The organism is Dietzia cercidiphylli, assembly GCF_039531545.1.
Taxonomy (GTDB): domain Bacteria; phylum Actinomycetota; class Actinomycetes; order Mycobacteriales; family Mycobacteriaceae; genus Dietzia; species Dietzia natronolimnaea.
In genome coordinates this window covers 1-16,383 of sequence record NZ_BAAAQG010000006.1, presented here as the reverse complement: position 1 = coordinate 16,383, position 16,383 = coordinate 1, and the positions used below count along the sequence as shown (strand labels likewise).

17 protein-coding genes and 1 tRNA gene are annotated in these 16,383 nt (G+C 70.3%); 8 read left to right on the top strand and 10 right to left on the bottom strand.

Annotated features, from left to right (window positions below; translation table 11 throughout):
* The first annotated feature begins 3 nt into the window (after positions 1 to 3).
* Entirely contained in the window at positions 4 to 1,089 is a 1,086-nt protein-coding gene (purM, locus tag ABD250_RS05045; RefSeq protein WP_182659463.1) for a phosphoribosylformylglycinamidine cyclo-ligase, read from the top strand.
* A gap of 88 nt (positions 1,090 to 1,177) precedes the next feature.
* On the opposite strand, the gene ABD250_RS05040 is transcribed toward purM, so the two are convergent.
* Both ABD250_RS05040 and ygfZ read right to left on the bottom strand, forming a co-directional pair.
* A complete protein-coding gene (locus ABD250_RS05040) occupies positions 1,178 to 1,381 on the bottom strand; it encodes a DUF3073 domain-containing protein (protein ID WP_182659462.1) in 204 nt (67 codons plus the stop codon).
* A 132-nt stretch (positions 1,382 to 1,513) separates the two neighbouring features.
* On the bottom strand, positions 1,514 to 2,677 hold the full coding sequence (gene ygfZ, locus ABD250_RS05035) for a CAF17-like 4Fe-4S cluster assembly/insertion protein YgfZ (RefSeq protein WP_182659461.1): 1,164 nt from the start codon (positions 2,675 to 2,677) through the stop codon (positions 1,514 to 1,516).
* A 38-nt stretch (positions 2,678 to 2,715) separates the two neighbouring features.
* Here ygfZ and ABD250_RS05030 point away from each other — a divergent pair, with 38 nt between their 5' ends.
* Positions 2,716 to 3,636 carry an aminodeoxychorismate lyase gene (locus ABD250_RS05030; RefSeq protein ID WP_241730827.1) on the top strand — a complete coding sequence of 307 codons (921 nt, stop codon included), beginning with the start codon at positions 2,716 to 2,718 and terminating at the stop codon, positions 3,634 to 3,636.
* Between the two features lie 126 nt (positions 3,637 to 3,762).
* Here the strand turns inward: ABD250_RS05030 and ABD250_RS05025 are convergent, their stop codons facing one another.
* The 4 genes from ABD250_RS05025 to ABD250_RS05010 form a co-directional block, all read right to left on the bottom strand.
* Entirely contained in the window at positions 3,763 to 4,452 is a 690-nt protein-coding gene (locus ABD250_RS05025) for a heme-binding beta-barrel domain-containing protein (RefSeq protein WP_182659298.1), read from the bottom strand.
* A 119-nt stretch (positions 4,453 to 4,571) separates the two neighbouring features.
* On the bottom strand, positions 4,572 to 5,072 hold the full coding sequence (locus ABD250_RS05020; protein WP_182644798.1) for a DUF8021 domain-containing protein: 501 nt from the start codon (positions 5,070 to 5,072) through the stop codon (positions 4,572 to 4,574).
* A gap of 48 nt (positions 5,073 to 5,120) precedes the next feature.
* The gene (locus tag ABD250_RS05015) at positions 5,121 to 5,951 is read right to left on the bottom strand and encodes a sulfurtransferase (RefSeq protein WP_182640001.1); all 831 of its coding nucleotides are present in this window, start codon (positions 5,949 to 5,951) and stop codon (positions 5,121 to 5,123) included.
* A gap of 10 nt (positions 5,952 to 5,961) precedes the next feature.
* A complete protein-coding gene (locus ABD250_RS05010; protein ID WP_182659297.1) occupies positions 5,962 to 6,702 on the bottom strand; it encodes an LmeA family phospholipid-binding protein in 741 nt (246 codons plus the stop codon).
* An 84-nt stretch (positions 6,703 to 6,786) separates the two neighbouring features.
* On the opposite strand from ABD250_RS05010, the gene ABD250_RS05005 reads away from it, so the two are divergent.
* The 6 genes from ABD250_RS05005 to pstB all read left to right on the top strand — a co-directional run bounded on the left by ABD250_RS05005 (position 6,787) and on the right by pstB (position 12,599).
* Positions 6,787 to 7,476 carry a winged helix-turn-helix domain-containing protein gene (locus tag ABD250_RS05005; RefSeq protein WP_179524621.1) on the top strand — a complete coding sequence of 230 codons (690 nt, stop codon included), beginning with the start codon at positions 6,787 to 6,789 and terminating at the stop codon, positions 7,474 to 7,476.
* A complete protein-coding gene (gene mshD / locus ABD250_RS05000) occupies positions 7,473 to 8,411 on the top strand; it encodes a mycothiol synthase (protein ID WP_344391024.1) in 939 nt (312 codons plus the stop codon). Before ABD250_RS05005 ends, mshD begins: the two co-directional genes overlap by 4 nt.
* Before the next feature lie 245 nt (positions 8,412 to 8,656).
* Positions 8,657 to 9,766: a phosphate ABC transporter substrate-binding protein PstS gene (gene pstS, locus ABD250_RS04995; RefSeq protein WP_182659483.1), complete on the top strand. Its 1,110-nt coding sequence runs from the start codon at positions 8,657 to 8,659 to the stop codon at positions 9,764 to 9,766.
* A gap of 79 nt (positions 9,767 to 9,845) precedes the next feature.
* Entirely contained in the window at positions 9,846 to 10,898 is a 1,053-nt protein-coding gene (gene pstC / locus ABD250_RS04990; RefSeq protein ID WP_182618104.1) for a phosphate ABC transporter permease subunit PstC, read from the top strand.
* Positions 10,898 to 11,812 carry a phosphate ABC transporter permease PstA gene (gene pstA, locus ABD250_RS04985; protein WP_179524625.1) on the top strand — a complete coding sequence of 305 codons (915 nt, stop codon included), beginning with the start codon at positions 10,898 to 10,900 and terminating at the stop codon, positions 11,810 to 11,812. Before pstC ends, pstA begins: the two co-directional genes overlap by 1 nt.
* 10 nt (positions 11,813 to 11,822) lie before the next feature.
* Positions 11,823 to 12,599: a phosphate ABC transporter ATP-binding protein PstB gene (gene pstB / locus ABD250_RS04980; RefSeq protein WP_179524626.1), complete on the top strand. Its 777-nt coding sequence runs from the start codon at positions 11,823 to 11,825 to the stop codon at positions 12,597 to 12,599.
* A 125-nt stretch (positions 12,600 to 12,724) separates the two neighbouring features.
* Here the strand turns inward: pstB and ABD250_RS04975 are convergent, their stop codons facing one another.
* The 4 genes from ABD250_RS04975 to ABD250_RS04960 form a co-directional block, all read right to left on the bottom strand.
* The gene (locus tag ABD250_RS04975; protein ID WP_366222776.1) at positions 12,725 to 14,053 is read right to left on the bottom strand and encodes an ISL3 family transposase; all 1,329 of its coding nucleotides are present in this window, start codon (positions 14,051 to 14,053) and stop codon (positions 12,725 to 12,727) included.
* A 71-nt stretch (positions 14,054 to 14,124) separates the two neighbouring features.
* Positions 14,125 to 14,934, bottom strand: a complete 810-nt coding sequence (phoU, locus tag ABD250_RS04970; protein ID WP_182658567.1) for a phosphate signaling complex protein PhoU — start codon at positions 14,932 to 14,934, stop codon at positions 14,125 to 14,127.
* 102 nt (positions 14,935 to 15,036) lie between these two features.
* Positions 15,037 to 16,215, bottom strand: a complete 1,179-nt coding sequence (gene dusB, locus ABD250_RS04965) for a tRNA dihydrouridine synthase DusB (RefSeq protein WP_179524628.1) — start codon at positions 16,213 to 16,215, stop codon at positions 15,037 to 15,039.
* 66 nt (positions 16,216 to 16,281) lie between these two features.
* A tRNA-Lys gene (locus ABD250_RS04960) sits at positions 16,282 to 16,358 on the bottom strand.
* Positions 16,359 to 16,383 lie beyond the last annotated feature (25 nt).

Below are 16,383 nucleotides of genomic sequence, written 5' to 3'. Positions count from 1 at the left end.
AAGATGACCGAGAACCCCCACCCCGCGAGCGGCGCCTCGTACGCCGCCGCCGGAGTCGACATCGACGCCGGCGAACGCGCCGTCGAGCTCTTCGCGCCGCACGCCAAGCGCGCGACCCGGCCGGAGGTGATGGGTGGCCTCGGGGGCTTCGCCGGGCTGTTCTCGCTGAGGAACTCCTACCGTCAACCGCTCCTGGCCTCGTCGACGGACGGCGTCGGGACCAAGATCGCGGTGGCGCAGGCCATGGACGTCCACAACACGGTGGGCATCGACCTCGTGGCCATGGTGGTGGACGACCTGGTGGTGTGCGGGGCCGAGCCGCTGTTCCTCCAGGACTACATCGCGATCGGCAAGGTCGTGCCGGAGCACGTGGCCGACATCGTCGAGGGGATCGCCGAGGGCTGCGTCCGGGCCGGCTGCGCACTGCTGGGCGGCGAGACCGCCGAGCACCCGGGACTGATGGCCCCCGGCGAGTACGACATCTCGGGCACCGGGGTCGGGATCGTCGAGGCCGACGAGGTCCTCAAGGCGGAGAACGTCCGCCCCGGCGACGTGATCGTGGGGATGGCGTCCTCGGGCCTGCATTCCAACGGGTACTCGCTGGCCCGGCACGTGCTCCTGGAGCTCGCCCGCCTCCCGCTGGAGGGGCACGTGGAGGAGTTCGGTCGGACCCTGGGCGAGGAACTCCTCGAGCCCACCCGCATCTACGCCCTGGATTGTCTGAGCCTCATCGCCGAGACCGACGTCCGGGTGTTCAGCCACGTCACCGGCGGAGGGCTGGCGGAGAATCTCGCGCGGGTCATGCCGCGCGGACTGGTCGCGCGTCTCGACCGTGGCCGGTGGCCCGTGCCCGCCGTGTTCGGCACGATCGCCCACCACGGCCGTGTCGAGCAGGCCGAGATGGAGCGGACGTTCAACATGGGCGTCGGGATGATCGCCGTCCTCCCGGCCGAGGACGTGGACCGCGCGCAGGCGGTGCTCACGGCCCGGCACGTGGACAACTGGGTGATCGGTCACGTGGACAAGGCAGGGGAGGTCGCCGCGGACGGACCGCGCGTCGTCCTCGAGGGATCACACGCCCGCTTCTAGCCGGGCGGCGCACCCCGCCACACGGACGTGGGCCGGGCATCCTCGCTGGATGCCCGGCCCACGTCCGTGTGGCGTTCGGGGAGTGCGGTCAGAACCTGCTGTCGCCGTCGGACCACGACCCGTAGGGGTCGTCGTCCTCCTCAGTACCGGGCCGTTCGGAGCTGAGTCGTGTGGTGGGTGCGCCACCACCGGCCAACTCCGCCTGGAGACGTTCTAGGTCCGTCTGCGGAGTGTTGTACTTGAGTTCGCGAGCGACCTTGGTCTGCTTCGCCTTCGCGCGGCCTCGGCCCATTGACCTGACCCCCTCGGAAACGGTGCTGGGCCACCTCGGGGGTGCCCATCAATGTGAGTATCTGCCTGTCCACAGGATAGCGTGCCCGGCGCGGAATGTCCGCCCGGGTGTCGTGGGGGCCACGTCCGGCTCCTACGCCTGACCGCGCAGCCTGCGGATCGCCTCACGTCCGGCCTGCGGGCCCGAGTCGTGCGGGACGGAGTCGGGATCGATGGCGGCGGAGACACCCTCCACCTCGAGAACGGTGTCCGGGGCCACCGACCTCTTGATCAGGGCGAGCGCCACGGGGCCGTATTCGTGGTGTTGGACGACGGTCCCGACGCGCCCGACGGTGCGGCCACCGGCGAGGACCTCGGCGCCGGGGGAGAGCGACTGGTCGCCGCCGGAGCCGTCCAGGTGCAGCCGTACGAGGACCCGGGGGGACTTGCCGAGGTTGTGGACGCGGGAGACCGTCTCCTGGCCCCGGTAGCACCCCTTGTCCAGGTGGACCGCGCCGCGCTGTGCCACCTCGCCGATCCACGTGGGGACCTCGTGGGGGATGGTCTTCTCGTCGGTGTCCACGCCGAGCCGGGCCCGGAGTGGGTCCGTCTCCACCGCGCGGAGGGCCTCGAACGCCCACGAGCCGGCCGGACGGGCGCCGGCCCGGACCGCTGCGTCGAACCAGGCGGGCAGTCCGGCCCGGGGGACGAGGAGATCGACCGAGCCCGCCAACGGCCACGGCATCCGTCGCGCGATCCCGCCCCCCGGCAGCGGGACGCTCGCGTAGTCGCCGACGGGGAGCTCCACCGTGGTCCCGTCCGGAGCGGTGAGGGCACCGGGGAGCCCGGTGCCGGCGAGGGTGACGACGACGAGGTCGGCGGCCTCCGGAGTCGCGTCGGCCCAGAAGACCATCCGGGACAGGAACGTGAGCAGCGCCGCGCCCCGGCCGGGTTCGGTGTCCATGACGAGGGTCCCGTCGACGTCGGAGAGCACCATGTGGTGCTCCACCCGGCCGTTGGCGTCCAGGATCAGCGTCTCGCCACCACGGCGGTCCGCGAGTTCGGACACGTGCTGGGAGACGAAGCCCTCGAGCCAGGTCAGCCGCTCGCCGCCGCCGATGGTCAGCACGTCGCGGTGGGAGCGGTCGACGACCACCACGGAGGTGGTGGCCGCGCGCTGCTCACCGAAGGGGTCGCCATAGTGGAACGGGACCCCGGCGTCCGGGCCCGGTCCCGTGGTGTCCACGGCACCGGGACGGGTCAGGATCGGGCTCTGGTAGCCATCGTCGGTCCGGTCTGGCACAGCTGGGACGGTCACGATCGCGATCCTACGTGCGTCGTCGTAGTGTTGCCGCCATGGGCACTGCGGCAGGAGAAGGAGCGGACCGGGCGACGGACCGGGGGGCGGACGCGCGGGTGGTCGTCCTGGTCGCCGGCGGGCCGGACGGCCCACACCCCCGGGTGCACCCCGCCGGCGAGCCGTTGCTGCTCGCCGACGACCTCGCCGCCGTCCGGGGGGACGGGTGTTTCGAGACCCTGCTCGTCGTGGGTGGTCGACCGGCCAAACCGGAGCGACATCTCGCCCGGTTGGCCAGGTCGGCAGCTGCTCTCGGTCTCACCGGACCCACGGCCGGGGAGTGGGGGGCGGGGATCGCGTTGGCCGCGCGGGAATGGGGCCCGGGTTCCGAGGGGATGCTGCGCCTGGTGCTGTCCCGTGGCCCCGAGCGCGGGGGGCCGGAGACGGCCTACATCACCGTCGCCCCGGTCGGTCCGCACGCCGTGCGGGCGCGTGCGGAGGGCATCGCCGTGACCGTGCTGGGCAGGGGGTTCCCGGCGGACTTCGCCGCGTCGGCGCCCTGGATGCTGCTGGGCGCCAAGACCCTGTCCTACGCGTCCAACATGGCCGCCCTACGCCACGCGGCCGCCGACGGGTACGACGACGTGGTGTATCTGTCCTCCGAGGGAGAGGTACTCGAGGGCCCCCGGTCGACGATCCTCATCGCCCGATCGGGTGAACTCGTCAGTCCGCCGGCGGAGGTCGGGATCCTCGAGGGCACCACGCTCGGGGCGCTCGCCGAGGTCGCGGAGCGGGAGGGTGTACCGGTCCGCCGCGAACGGCTCCTGCTGTCGGATCTGCTCACGGCCGACGCCGTGTGGTTGCTCTCCTCGGTCACCCTCGCCGCCCGGGTCCGCCGGATCGACGACGTGACGCTGGACGGGGCGTATCCCGGGATCGACGTCGCCGGGATGGTCGACCGGGCGGTCGGGCGGGCCTGACGTCCCGTGCGGGACATCGGCCGACACCCGTCGCCGGTCCGAAGGCCGACGCGGACCACGGGTCGGTAGGCCGACGCCGGGCGCGGTCAGCCGGCGACGGGCGCGGTCAGCCGGCGACGGGCGCGGTCAGCCGGCGACGCGCCGCAGGCGCGCCGACATGTGCGGGACCAGGCCCTTCTCCGGGTGGACGCGCTCCTCGACCCACCCCAGGTCGCCGCCCTCGACGATCCCGTAGATGCGCTTGGCGCCGCCACGCTCCGGGCCGGTGGGGGAGGCGAGCACGACGTCGGTCGCCATCTCCCACGCGGCCTGGTTGATCGGCGCCCCGTAGTACATCTCGATGACCCCGGAGGCGTGCGCCACCAGGAACTCGAGCTGGTCGTCCGCGGAGATCCGCCAGAACCCCGACTCGCGGTAGGCGGCGTCGTCGACCGCCCCGCCCGTGTCGAACGTCCAGGCGCGGGAACTCCAGCTCAGGTAGTTCTCCCCGTCGTGGGAGACGACGATCTGCTGGCCGAAGCGGTGCTCGCCCCGGTCGGCGGTGTCCGCCTCGCCCTCGCCCTCCCAGACCCCCACCAGGGGGAGCAGGGCGAGAAGGCCCGGGTGCAGGTCAGGACCGAACCGGAGGTTGGCCGTGTCCCCCGGGACCGGGAGGTCGGAGAACGCCGGGATGTTCCGACCCGCGGTCTGCTCGGAACGCTGCGCCGCGGCATCGACCGCCGCGTTCGCGGACCCGCGGACGGCCGAGCCGCCGTCTCCCCCCTCGGGGGTGGACGACGTCGGGTCGACCGCGCCGGTGTGGCCGCCGTCCGTCACGACTCGTCGGTGACCGTGCGGTACACGATGTAGCAGGTGACCCATGTGATGGCCAGCGTGCAGAGGACGAGGAGGATCTCGAAGAAGAGCACCATGGTCTAATCCTAACCCCGAGGGTGTCAGCCGAGTGAGATGCGGGCGTCGATCGAGTGGATCAGGCAGTCCTCGGGGGGTACCACGAAGTCCTCGCTGACCCGTGCCCTGAGCCCCACCACGGTCACGAGGGTGAAGTCCGCGTGCACGACGCCCTCGCGTCCCGGCGGATCGACGGTGATCACGATGTCGCGCACCTCCCGGATGGTCGAGTACTGCAGGTGCAGGTGCAGGTCCCACTTGAGGTGGTCGGCGCCGAACCCGGTCCTGAGCCCGTTCTCCCGCCGGACGCAGTCCGGCGCGAAGGGCACCCGGAACGCGGCCGCGGGCAGCGTGAGCGCGGTGAGGTACATCCGCACCGCCGCCTCGCGCTCCGCGGGGGAGTACGGGCCGGGGTGGTCCGGGACCTGGGGGACCGCGCCCCGTCGCTGGTCGACGCCGACGATAACGGCGGAGGCCACGGAGGCGCCGACGGCGACGACGGAGGCGCGTGCGGCCAGTCCGAACGCTCGGGAGAGAAGTGACATGCCCCAGAGATTAGCGAGTCGATCGCCCGAGCGGGGCGAGGAGGATCCTCACCGCTCGACCGGGACACCGATCAGTGAGCCGTACTCCACCCAGCTGCCGTCGTAGTTGACCACGTCGGGCTGGTCGAGGAGCTCGTGGAGGACGAACCACGTGTGGCTGGAGCGCTCACCGATCCGGCAGTAGGTCACCACGCGGCGACCGGGTTCGTCGAGGAAGTCCGCGTAGATCTCGCGGAGGTCGGCGTCGGTGCGGAAGGTGCCGTCGCGGGTCACGGCGCGGTTCCAGGGGATGCTCACGGCGCCCGGGATGTGTCCGCGTTGACGCCCGCCCTCCTGGGGTAGCCCGGCCGGCGCCGCGAGCCTGCCGGTGTACTCGTCGACCGAGCGGACGTCCACGAGCGCGTCGTTGCCCAGCCCCGCCAGGACGTCGTCGCGGAACGCGCGGATCGACAGATCCTGCGGGTCGGCCACGTAAGCGGTCACCGGACGCCGGGGTACATCGGTGTCGAGAGGTAGTCCGTCGCGCTCCCACCGCATGCGACCCCCGTCGAGCAGCCGCACGTCGGCGTGGCCGTAGAGGCGCAGATACCAGTAGGCGTAGGCGGCGAACCAGTTGTGGTTGCCGCCGTACACCACGACCGTGTGATCGCGGGTGATCCCGCGTTCGGACATGAGTTCGCCGAACCTCTCGCGGCCCACGAGGTCCCGCGTGTACTCCTCCTGCAACTCCGTGCGCCAGTTCAGCGCGACGGCCCCGGGGATGTGGCCGTCGGTGTGATACGCCGACACGTCCTCGTCGACCTCGAGGAAGACCACCGAGTCATCGTCGAGGCGCGATTCGGCCCAGCGGGTGCTGACCAGTACGTCGTCGCGACTCATGTCGGGGAGTCTAGTGGTCCGGTCGGGCCAGGTCGCCGAGCGGCGTAGTGCCCGGGCCGGCGGTACCGCCGGCGGTGATCGTCCCACCCCGCACGGTGAGGGTCTCCACCGCGATCCCGAGGGGGAGGACGTCCGGGGAGAGGGTCAGCGCGGTCCGGCGCACCGCGAGGTCGGGGTCCTGGTCGGGGAACCCGGAGGGTCCCGTCGCGGCCCCGACCGGGACGAGGTGCGCGCCGGACTCGTCGACGACCAGGTCGACGATCGCCGACACCCGGGTGTCGGTCCCCGCGAGGGTCCCGGTGACGCGGGCCCGGTGCTCGACCCCCCCGGCGAGGCTCGGGTCGTCGGCGCCGCCGACCAGGACGTCCCGCATCCCCAGGGCGGGGCCGAGCGAGTCTCCGGTGATCTGGACGGAGACGGTGACCGCACCCGCGGTCATGTCGGCGGACCGGTCCTCCGGCACGGACAGATCGGTGACGGCCGCCTCCACGGCCACCGGACCGAGACCCGGGCGGGTGACACCCTCGACGCGGATCGACGCCGACGCCAGTGTCCCGGGCCCCGCCCACCGTGTCGACGGGCCCCCACCGATCATCACCGACGGGGCCGCGACCCCCGGGGTCGCCGGGCGGATCCGGGTGGACACGTCCGCCTCCACCATGGAGGCGTTGACGGAGTCCACGGTGAAGGCGCCGACCACCACGACGGCCAGGGCGGCGGTCGCCACCGTGACACTGCGACGGGCTCTCATGGGGTTCAGGTCTACTCCGATCGTCGGAACTGGGGGACGGGTCGCTAGTATCGTCTGGGCGCCCGGACGAGGAGGAAGCGACACATGGACGTAGTGCTCCTCACGACCGAAGCCGACCCCGAGGCGGTGGTCCCCGCGCTGTCGCTCCTGCCGCATTCGGTCAGACTGCTGCCGGCCCTCGCCTCCTCCGTGGCCGAGCTGTCGGGGGCCGCGCTCGCCGTCGTCGACGCACGGAGTGATCTCGCGGCGTCCCGCGCGCTCTGCCGCCTCCTGTCGGGGAGCGCGGACATCTCCGTCATCGCGGTGGTCTCGGAGGGCGGGCTCATCGCGGTCAGCGGGGACTGGGGTCTCGACGACATCATCCTGCCGACCACGGGACCGGCGGAGGTGGACGCCCGGTTCAGGCTCTCCGCCGCCCGTCACTCCGCGCAGGGGGAGTCCGACGGCGGGTTGCTCACGGTGGGCGAGCTCGTGATCGACGAGGAGACCTACGTCGCCCGGGTGAAGGGGCGACCCCTGGACCTGACCTACAAGGAGTTCGAACTCCTCAAGCACCTGTGTCAACACCCCGGACGCGTGTTCTCCCGCGCCCAGCTCCTCCAGGAGGTCTGGGGATACGACTTCTTCGGCGGAACCCGGACGGTCGACGTCCACGTCCGACGGCTGCGGGCCAAGCTGGGGCCCGACCACGAGTCCCTCATCGGAACCGTGCGTAACGTCGGGTACAAAGCGGTCCGGCCGACCGACCGCAGGGAGGACGGGGGAGACGCATGACCGCCATCGAGCACGCGGTGGACGACGAGACGGCCGCGCTGATCGAGGCCGTCGCCCGGGACGCCGCGGCCGAGGACGGGGTGGCACCGCTCGGCGAGCAGCCTCTGCGGTCGCTCCGGTCGGGCGACGAGCAGGCCGTCCGCCATCTCCTGGTCCGCGGAGACGAAGGTGATGTCGCGGGCTACGCCCAGCTCGACGGCAGCGGCGGGGAGGCGACCGCCGAGATGGTCGTGGCCCCCGGGCACCGTCGACGCGGGGTCGGGTCGGAGCTGGTCCGCGCGGTGTTCGACCTCGAACCCTCCGCCGCGGTGTGGGCGCACGGTGACCTGCCGGCCGCGCGCGCACTCGCCGGCTCGGCAGGGCTGGTCCGTACCCGTGAGCTGCTCAAGATGCGTCGGCGCACCCCCGCCGGCTCCACGCCTCCCGCCGCGCGGCCCGCCGAGGGGATCGAGACCGGCACACTCGCCGAGGCGGCCTCCGAGGGCGGCACCCGATGGCCCGGACTGGACGCCCGCGAGGAGTTCCTCCGCGTCAACAACGCCGCGTTCTCGTGGCACCCGGAGCAGGGCGGATGGACCCGCGCCCAGCTCGATGAGCGACTGGCTGTGGAGTGGGTGGACCCCGGGGCGATCTTCCTGGCCGTCGACACCACCGGTCCGGTGCCCCGGCTCGCGGGCTTCCACTGGACCAAGACGGTGAGTGAGCCCGGTTCCCCCGTGGAGGGCGAGGTCTACGTCGTGGCGGTCGACCCGTCCGACCAGGGGCGCGGGCTCGGAGGGCTGCTCACCTCGCTGGGGGTAGCTCACCTGGAGGGTCCGGTGGGCGCGGAGTCGGTCGTCCTCTACGTGGAGGGTGACAACGCGGCGGCCATCCGGACCTACGAGAAGCTCGGATTCACCGTCGAGCACCGAGATGTGACCTACGCCTCGGCGTGAGACCCCCGTCCGGGACCTCGGAGGTCGGCGATCACCCCAGGTGGGGGCGCCGTACGAATCCCCCGAGAGGTCATAACCGTGACGCATCCACTGAGTTCATCTCTCGTTCATCTCGACCGGCGAGACCGTTCATATCGGACCCTTAGGTTCTGTGCTCGTCGGGTCTCGGTATCGGCCCGGCTTTGTGTTGCAGTCGCCACAGACGTGTTCGGGGGGCTATCCGCCGGACGAACCAAGGAGATTCAGTGAACCTCAAGCGCACCGGTGCTCTTCTCGGCCTCACCGCCCTCACGGCGGTCGGGCTCGCCGCCTGCTCGGATGACAACACCGGAAGCGGTGACACCGCGGCGCAGAGTGTCTCCGACGCGGAATGCGCGGGCAAGGAGACCCTGACCGCGTCGGGCTCCTCCGCCCAGAACAACGCCATGACGATCTTCGCCAACTCCTACGCCATGAGCTGCGAGGGTCAGACGCTGAACTACAACTCCAACGGCTCCGGCGCCGGCGTGAGCGAGTTCACCGGCGGGATCACGGACTTCGGTGGATCCGATTCCCCGCTCAAGGATGCCGACTACGCGGCGGCCGAGGAGCGGTGCGACTCCGAGGCGTGGCACATCCCCGCCGTCTTCGGCCCGATCGCCGTGGCCTACAACCTCGACGGCGTCGAGCTGAAGCTCTCCGGCCCCACCCTCGCCAAGATCTTCAACGGTGAGATCACCACGTGGAACGACCCGGCGATCGCCGAGGAGAACGAGGGCACGGACCTCCCGGACGAGCCCATCACCGTGATCTTCCGGTCGGACGAGTCCGGCACGACCGACAACTTCCAGAAGTACCTGGAGGCGGCGTCGGAGGGTGCGTGGACGCAGGGCGCCGGCAAGACCTTCACCGGTGGTGTCGGCGAGGGCGCCCGCGGCAACGAGGGTGTCTCGGGTGCCATCGGGCAGACCCCGGGGACCATCACGTACACCGAGTGGTCGTACGCGAAGAACCAGGACCTCTCGATGGTCAAGGTCATCACCCCGGCGGACCCGGAGGGCGTCGAGCTCAACGCCGAGACCTCGGGTGTGACCATCGACTCGGCGCGGCTCCAGAACGAGGGCACCAACGACCTCGTCATCGACACCTCGTCGTTCTACGTCCCCGAGGCCGCCGACGCCTACCCCATCATCCTCCCCACCTACGAGATCGTCTGCTCCTCGTACGCGGATCCGGAGACCGCCGCGGCCGTCCGGTCGTTCCTCAACATCGCGGTGGCCGAGGACGTCCAGGCACAGCTCGAGGACGAGGGCTACATCCCCGTGCCCGACGCCTTCCGCGAGCAGCTCCTGACCGCCATCTCCGAGATCTCCTGATGCACCGGGTCACCGGCCCGCCGCTGATCGCGGCGAGCCGGTGACCGGCCATCTCATCCCCCGAGCGACTGAAGGTCCCATGACAGTTCACGAATCCGTCGACCGCCACGCCGACCGGAACACCGGGCAGTCCGGCGGGCTCCCCGGCAGCTCGGGGTCGGTGCCGGATACGGAGAAGGGCGCCAAGGGCGACCTCCTCGAGGGCCGGTCCTCGCAGAAGGCGGACGCGGTGTTCCGGGGCGTCACGGTGGCGGCCGGCGCCGTCATCGTCGCTCTCATCGCCCTGATCGCGATCGTCCTGGTCATGCAGGCGACGCCCTCCCTCCTGGCGAACAACGTCAACTTCCTCACGTCGTCCGAGTGGAACACGAGCGATCCGGACAACATGCGGTTCGGCATCCTCGACATGTTCAGGGTGACCGTGCTGAGCTCGCTCTTCGCGTTGTTCCTCGCCGTTCCGGTGTCCATCGGCATCGCGACGTTCCTCGTGCAGTACGCACCGGCCCGGCTGTCGAGGTCGCTGTCGGCGCTCATCGACCTGCTCGCGGCGGTCCCGTCGATCATCTACGGCATGTGGGGCCTGATCGTGCTCGGGCCGTTGTTGGTCCCGTTGTCCACGTGGCTCAACGAGAACCTCGGATGGATCTTCCTCTTCGGCGACGGCAACGTGTCGATCGCCGGCGGCGGGACCATCTTCACCGCCGGGGTGGTCCTGGCGATCATGATCCTGCCGATCATCACCTCGATGTCGCGCGAGACCATCCGCCAGACCCCCTCGCTCCACCAGGAGGCCGCCCTCGCCCTGGGCGCCACCAAGTGGGAGAAGATCCGGATGACGTGCTTCCCCTACGCCAAGTCCGGCATGATCGCGGGCTCCATGCTCGCGCTCGGCCGGGCGCTCGGCGAGACCGTCGCGGTCCTCATCATCCTGCGGGCCGCGAGCGCCCCCGGCACGCTGTCGCTCTTCGACGGCGGCTTCACGTTCGCCTCCAAGATCGCGTCGGGCGCGGCCGAGTTCAACCACCCGCTGCCGACCGGTGCCTACATCGCGGCGGGTCTCGTGCTCTTCATCCTCACCTTCTTCGTCAACCTCATCGCACGCTCCGTGTCCGGTGGAAAGGTCAACGGCTGATGACCCAGGCAACTCCCGACCTCGCCAAGCCCGCCAAGCCGTCGGACACGTTCCTGCCGATCGCCGGCAGCCGCAGGATCAAGGACAGGGCGGCGACGGTGATCTTCTCGCTGTGCTTCGTGCTGGCCGTCATCCCGCTGGTGGCGCTGCTCTACAAGGTGATCGAGTCCGGTATCCCCGCGGTCATCAACCCCACCTGGTGGACGAACTCGTTCTTCCTCGTCTCCCCGTCCTCGATGGGTGGCGGTGTGGGGCACGCCATCTACGGCAGCCTCGTCCAGGCGATCATCGCCGCGGTCATCTCGATCCCGCTGGGGGTGGCGGCGGGCATCATGCTGGTCGAGTACCCCGAGTCGAGGCTGGCCAAGCCGACCACCTTCATGGTCGACGTGCTCGCGGGCGTGCCCTCGGTCGTGGCCGCCATCTTCATCTTCGGCGTCTGGGTCTCGGTGCTGAGGTTCCAGCTCAGCGCGTTCGCGGTGAGCCTGGCGCTGGTGTTGCTCATGCTGCCGCTGATCGTGCGCTCCACCGAGGAGATGCTCAAGCTCGTCCCGGACGAGCTCCGTGAGGCGTCCTACGCGCTCGGCGTGCCCAAGTGGAAGACCATCGTCAGCATCGTGGTCCCGACCGCGCTGTCGGGCATGATCTCCGGGGTGTTCCTCTCGATCGCCCGGGTGATGGGCGAGACCGCCCCGGTACTGATCCTCGTGGGGTACACGGCGAGCTTCAACTACAGCCTCTTCGAGGGCAACATGGCCTCGCTGCCGCTGCTGATCTTCAACCAGCTCTCGAACCCGACGGAAGCCGGCCAGTACCGGATCTGGGGCGCCGCCCTCACCCTGATCATCATCATCGCGCTGGCGAACGTCCTCGCCACGTTCGCCTCCAAGGCGCTCGCGCCGAAGACCAAGTAAGGACCCTGTCATGGCCAAGCGACTCGACCTCGAGAACGTCGACATCTTCTACGGTGACTTCCACGCCGTGAAGGACGTCGACCTCCACGTCCCCCCGCGCTCGGTGACCGCGTTCATCGGCCCGTCCGGCTGCGGCAAGTCCACCGTGCTCCGCTCGCTCAACCGTATGCACGAGGAGATCGCGGGCGCGTACGCCACGGGATCCATCAAGCTCGACGGCGTCGACATCTACGACAAGAAGGTGGACCCCGTCGCCGTCCGACGGACCATCGGCATGGTGTTCCAGCGGCCCAACCCGTTCCCGACGATGTCGATCAAGGAGAACGTCACCGCCGGTCTCAGGCTCCAGGGCGTCAGGAACAAGAAGACCCTGGACGAGGTGGCCGAGAAGTCGCTGCGCGGCGCCAATCTGTGGAACGAGGTCAAGGATCGACTGGACAAGCCGGGCGGGGGGCTCTCCGGCGGTCAGCAGCAGCGCCTGTGTATCGCCCGCGCGATCGCCATCGAGCCCCAGGTCCTGCTCATGGACGAGCCCTGCTCCGCGCTCGACCCCATCTCCACCCTCGCGGTGGAGGACCTCATCGCCGAGCTCAAGAGCGAGTTCACCATCGTGATCGTGACGCACAACATGCAGCAGGCGGCGCGCGTGTCCGATCAGACCGCGTTCTTCTCGCTCGAGGCCACCGGCATGCCGGGCCAGCTGGTGGAGGTCAACTCGACGGAGAAGATCTTCTCGAACCCGGACCACAAGCAGACCGAGGACTACGTCTCCGGCCGATTCGGCTGAGCCGCCGGATACAGCCGAGCGCCCCGGTACCCGCCCACGAGGCGGGTACCGGGGCGCTCGTCGTCGCGGCCCGGCCGGCTGTCAGCTGGGTCCGGATTTCCGGCTCTTCGCATCTGAGCGTGGGGTCAGGTCCGTAGCCCGCCGGCGATGAGGAGCATCCGCAGGCGATAGTTGTCGCGGTTGCGGTAGCCGCGGGCCAGGCGCCGGTGGAGTTCGATGAGGCCATTGATCGCTTCGGTTCCTCCGTTGTTGGAGCGGCCGGTGGTCCAGTACGCGAGGAAGGCGGCCTTCCACTTGCGGAGCGTTCGTCCTAGTCGGGCGATTTCCGGGATCGGGCAGGATGGCAAGGTCGCGAGTACCTTCTCCGCAGCGCTGCGCCCGGCAGGCAGGTCTTTGTGGTGGTAGGCCTGTCGGAGTTCGTGGGCGACTTGCCAGGCGATGAACAGTTCCTCGTGTCGGGGGTCGGCGGCCAGGGCCTCGTCGAACCGCCGCCACTGGCGCTCGGTGAGCCTGTCGGGGTCGCAGCGGATGATGGTGCGGATCCCGTAGAGCGGGTCGCCTTTACGTCCGCGGTGACCGCAGATCTGCTGCTGCAACCTCCGGCGGACCTCGTCCACGGCGCCAAGGGCGAGCTTGACCACGTGGAAAGCGTCGAGAACAGCGGTGGCATCCTCGAGTTCGTCATCGATCGCTCGCTTGTAGCCGTGGAACGGATCCAACGCGGCGATCTCGACGCCGCTGGTGAAACCCTTGCCCCGCGCGGTGAGCCAGTCTGCGAACACCACCCCGGAGCGGCCTGGCACGAGGTCGAGCAGCCTGGCCTGTACTTTGCCGTCCCCGTCGCGGGTGAGGTCGACCATCCCGGTCAGTTCCTTGGGGCCGCGCTTACGCCGGGAGACATGGTGCCAGATGTGTTCATCGACGCCGAGGGTGCGGACGCCGTCGAAGCGGGCCGGATCATCGGCCAACGCCTCCAATGCAGCCTTGACCGGCGTCCACACCGTGTGCCACGCGGTACCGAGCTGACGAGCCAGTCCGCTGACGGTGGCGTGCTCCCGGCGCAGCTGTCCCACTGCCCACTCCACGACGCGGGCCGTGGTGGCATGCCGCGGCGAGGCAAGCCCAGGCAGGTTCTCCACGAACGTCACACGTTCGCACGCCCCGCCTGGGCAGACGAAGCGGCGTTTGCGCCAGATGATCGTGACGGGGCGGCCGAACGCGGGGATGTCGACCAGACGCACCACCTGCCGTCCATGCCCCACCCCGGCGGCGCCGCAGTCCGGGCATCCGACCGGTCCCGGCTCGGATTCGACGGTCACCTCCAGGTGCTCGCCACGCAGACGCGCATCAAGGACGTACACGTCGTCGAGCCCGACGAGAAGATCGCAGCGGACACAACGGGGCGCAGGTGCGGTTCCGGTGGCAGACCGGCAGCACCCGATAGGCTCAGACATGGGTCGAGGCCCTTTCAGGATCGGATGTAGTGGTACTTCCAATCCTTCAGGGCCTCGACCCTCTCGTCTCCCTACCGCCTCACCGGCGTGTCGTCCTCACCCACGCTCAGATGCGAAGAGCCGGATTTCCCCGGGTCGTCCCCCGAGACGCGGTGCGTCAACGACCTGTCGGTCTCGTTGAAGCGGCGGACCAGCTCCTCGTTGGAGGCGGAGGAGTGCTCGGGATCGTCCTCCGCCAGGGTGGCGTACTCGCCGGTGGCGAGGAAGATCACGCGCTGCGCCACCTCCACCGCGTGGTCCGCGAACCGCTCGTAGTAGCGACCGAGGAGGGTCACGTCGACCGCCGACGCCACTCCCCACTTCCACTCCCGCACGGTGAGCAGGGTGAACAGGTGGCGGCGGAGGTCGTCGACGGCGTCGTCCTGCTGGGCCAGGGTGGCGGCCTGCTCGGCGTCCCGGTTGAGCAGCACCTCGGTGGCGGACCGGCCGAGCGAGACCGCGACCCGGCCCATCTCGGCGAAGTACCCGTTGACGGGCTCCGGGAGCACGCTCTCCGGATGCCTCCGACGGACGATCTTGGCGACGTGCCCTGCCAGCGTGCCCATCCGGGTGAGGTCCTGGACGAGCTGGATGGAGGTGACCACCTGCCGGAGATCACGGGCGACCGGCGCCTGGAGGGCCAGGAGCGCGAACCCGCGTTCCTCGTTCTCGGTCGCCAGCCGGGACATCTCCGTCGAGGACTGGAGAACCCTCTCGGCGGCCACGAGGTCGACCTGGAGGAGGGCGTGGGTCGCCAGCTCCATGTCGTCGGTGGCGAGGGAGCACATCCGGGCCATCGAGGTGGCCAGATCCGCGAGTTCTTCAGAGTAGACGAGACGCATGTGAACCAGCATACGGGCATGTCAACCGCACTATCGATACCGGCGATGAACGGCCGATGAACAGGGGGACACGTCATCCGCGCCGGTGCCGGAGGTGCCGGTTCAGCCGCCCGAGTTCTCCGCGTCCGCACCCTCGAGAGCCACCGCGTCGTCCTCCGGATCGTCCAACCACCCCTCGGGCAGGAGAACCCGGGAGGGCGATCCCTGGCGGCCGCGCGGGCCGTACCCGTCGGCGGGGAAAGGCTCGTCGGCGGGCAGATCGGCGAGCATCTCCGCAAGGTCGTCCAGGGTGCGGACGGCCGCCAGGGCCACCCGCTTGCCGGAGCCGGCAGGGAACCCCCGCAGGTACCACGCCACGTGTTTGCGGATGTCGCGCATCCCCTTGTTCTCACCGTGGTGTTCGGCGAGGAGTTCGCCGTGGCGGTACATGATGCGGCCGACCTCGCCGAGCGTGGGCGGGGCCGGTGCCTCGCGCCCGTCGAGGGTGGCGGCGAGCTCGGAGAAGAGCCACGGCCGGCCCAGACAGCCCCGGCCGATCACGACGCCCGCGCACCCGGTCTGCTCCCGCATCCGGACGGCGTCCTCGGCGGAGAAGATGTCGCCGTTGCCCAGCACCGGGACATCAGAGACCGCGCCGATGTGCTCGACCAGGCGGGAGATCTGCGACCAGTCCGCCTCGCCGGAGTACCGCTGGGCGGCGGTCCGTGCGTGCAGTGCGACGGCCCTGGCGCCCTCGTCGACGGCGATGCGGCCGGCGTCGAGATGGGTGTGGTGCTCGTCGTCGATCCCCACCCGCATCTTCACCGTGACCGGGATGTCGGTGCCCTCGGTGGCCCGGACCGCCGCGGCGACGATGGAGCGGAACAGCCGCCGCTTGTAGGGGATCGCCGACCCGCCGCCGCGTCGGGTGACCTTGGGGACCGGGCACCCGAAGTTGATGTCGATGTGGTCCGCCAGGTCCTCGTCGACGATCATCTTGGCGGCCGCGTAGGTGTACTCGGCGTCCACCGTGTACAGCTGCAGGCTGCGCGGGGACTCGTCGGGCGCGAACGTGGCCATGTGCAGGGTTCCCGGCTGGCGTTCGACGAGCGCCCGCGCCGTCACCATCTCGCAGACGTAGAGCCCGGACACCGAACCCTGCTGCTCACGTTCGAGTTCGCGGCACAGCGTGCGGAAGGCGACATTGGTGACGCCCGCCATCGGCGCCAGGACGACCGGTGAGGCGAGCTCGAGGGGGCCGATGCGCAGGGCGGGCCCGCCGGTGGCGGTGGGTGCGGACATGATCCGAGTGTCCCAGCGCGGGGCGGGCAGGTCCAATGGGGGCGCCCTGTGCCGCCCGGCCGATCGTGGTGCCCCCAGTCGGGCTCGAACCGACGACCTGCGGATTAAAAGTCCGTAGCTCTACCAAACTGAGCTATAGGGGCGTGATCGAGGATAGCAACGTGGTCC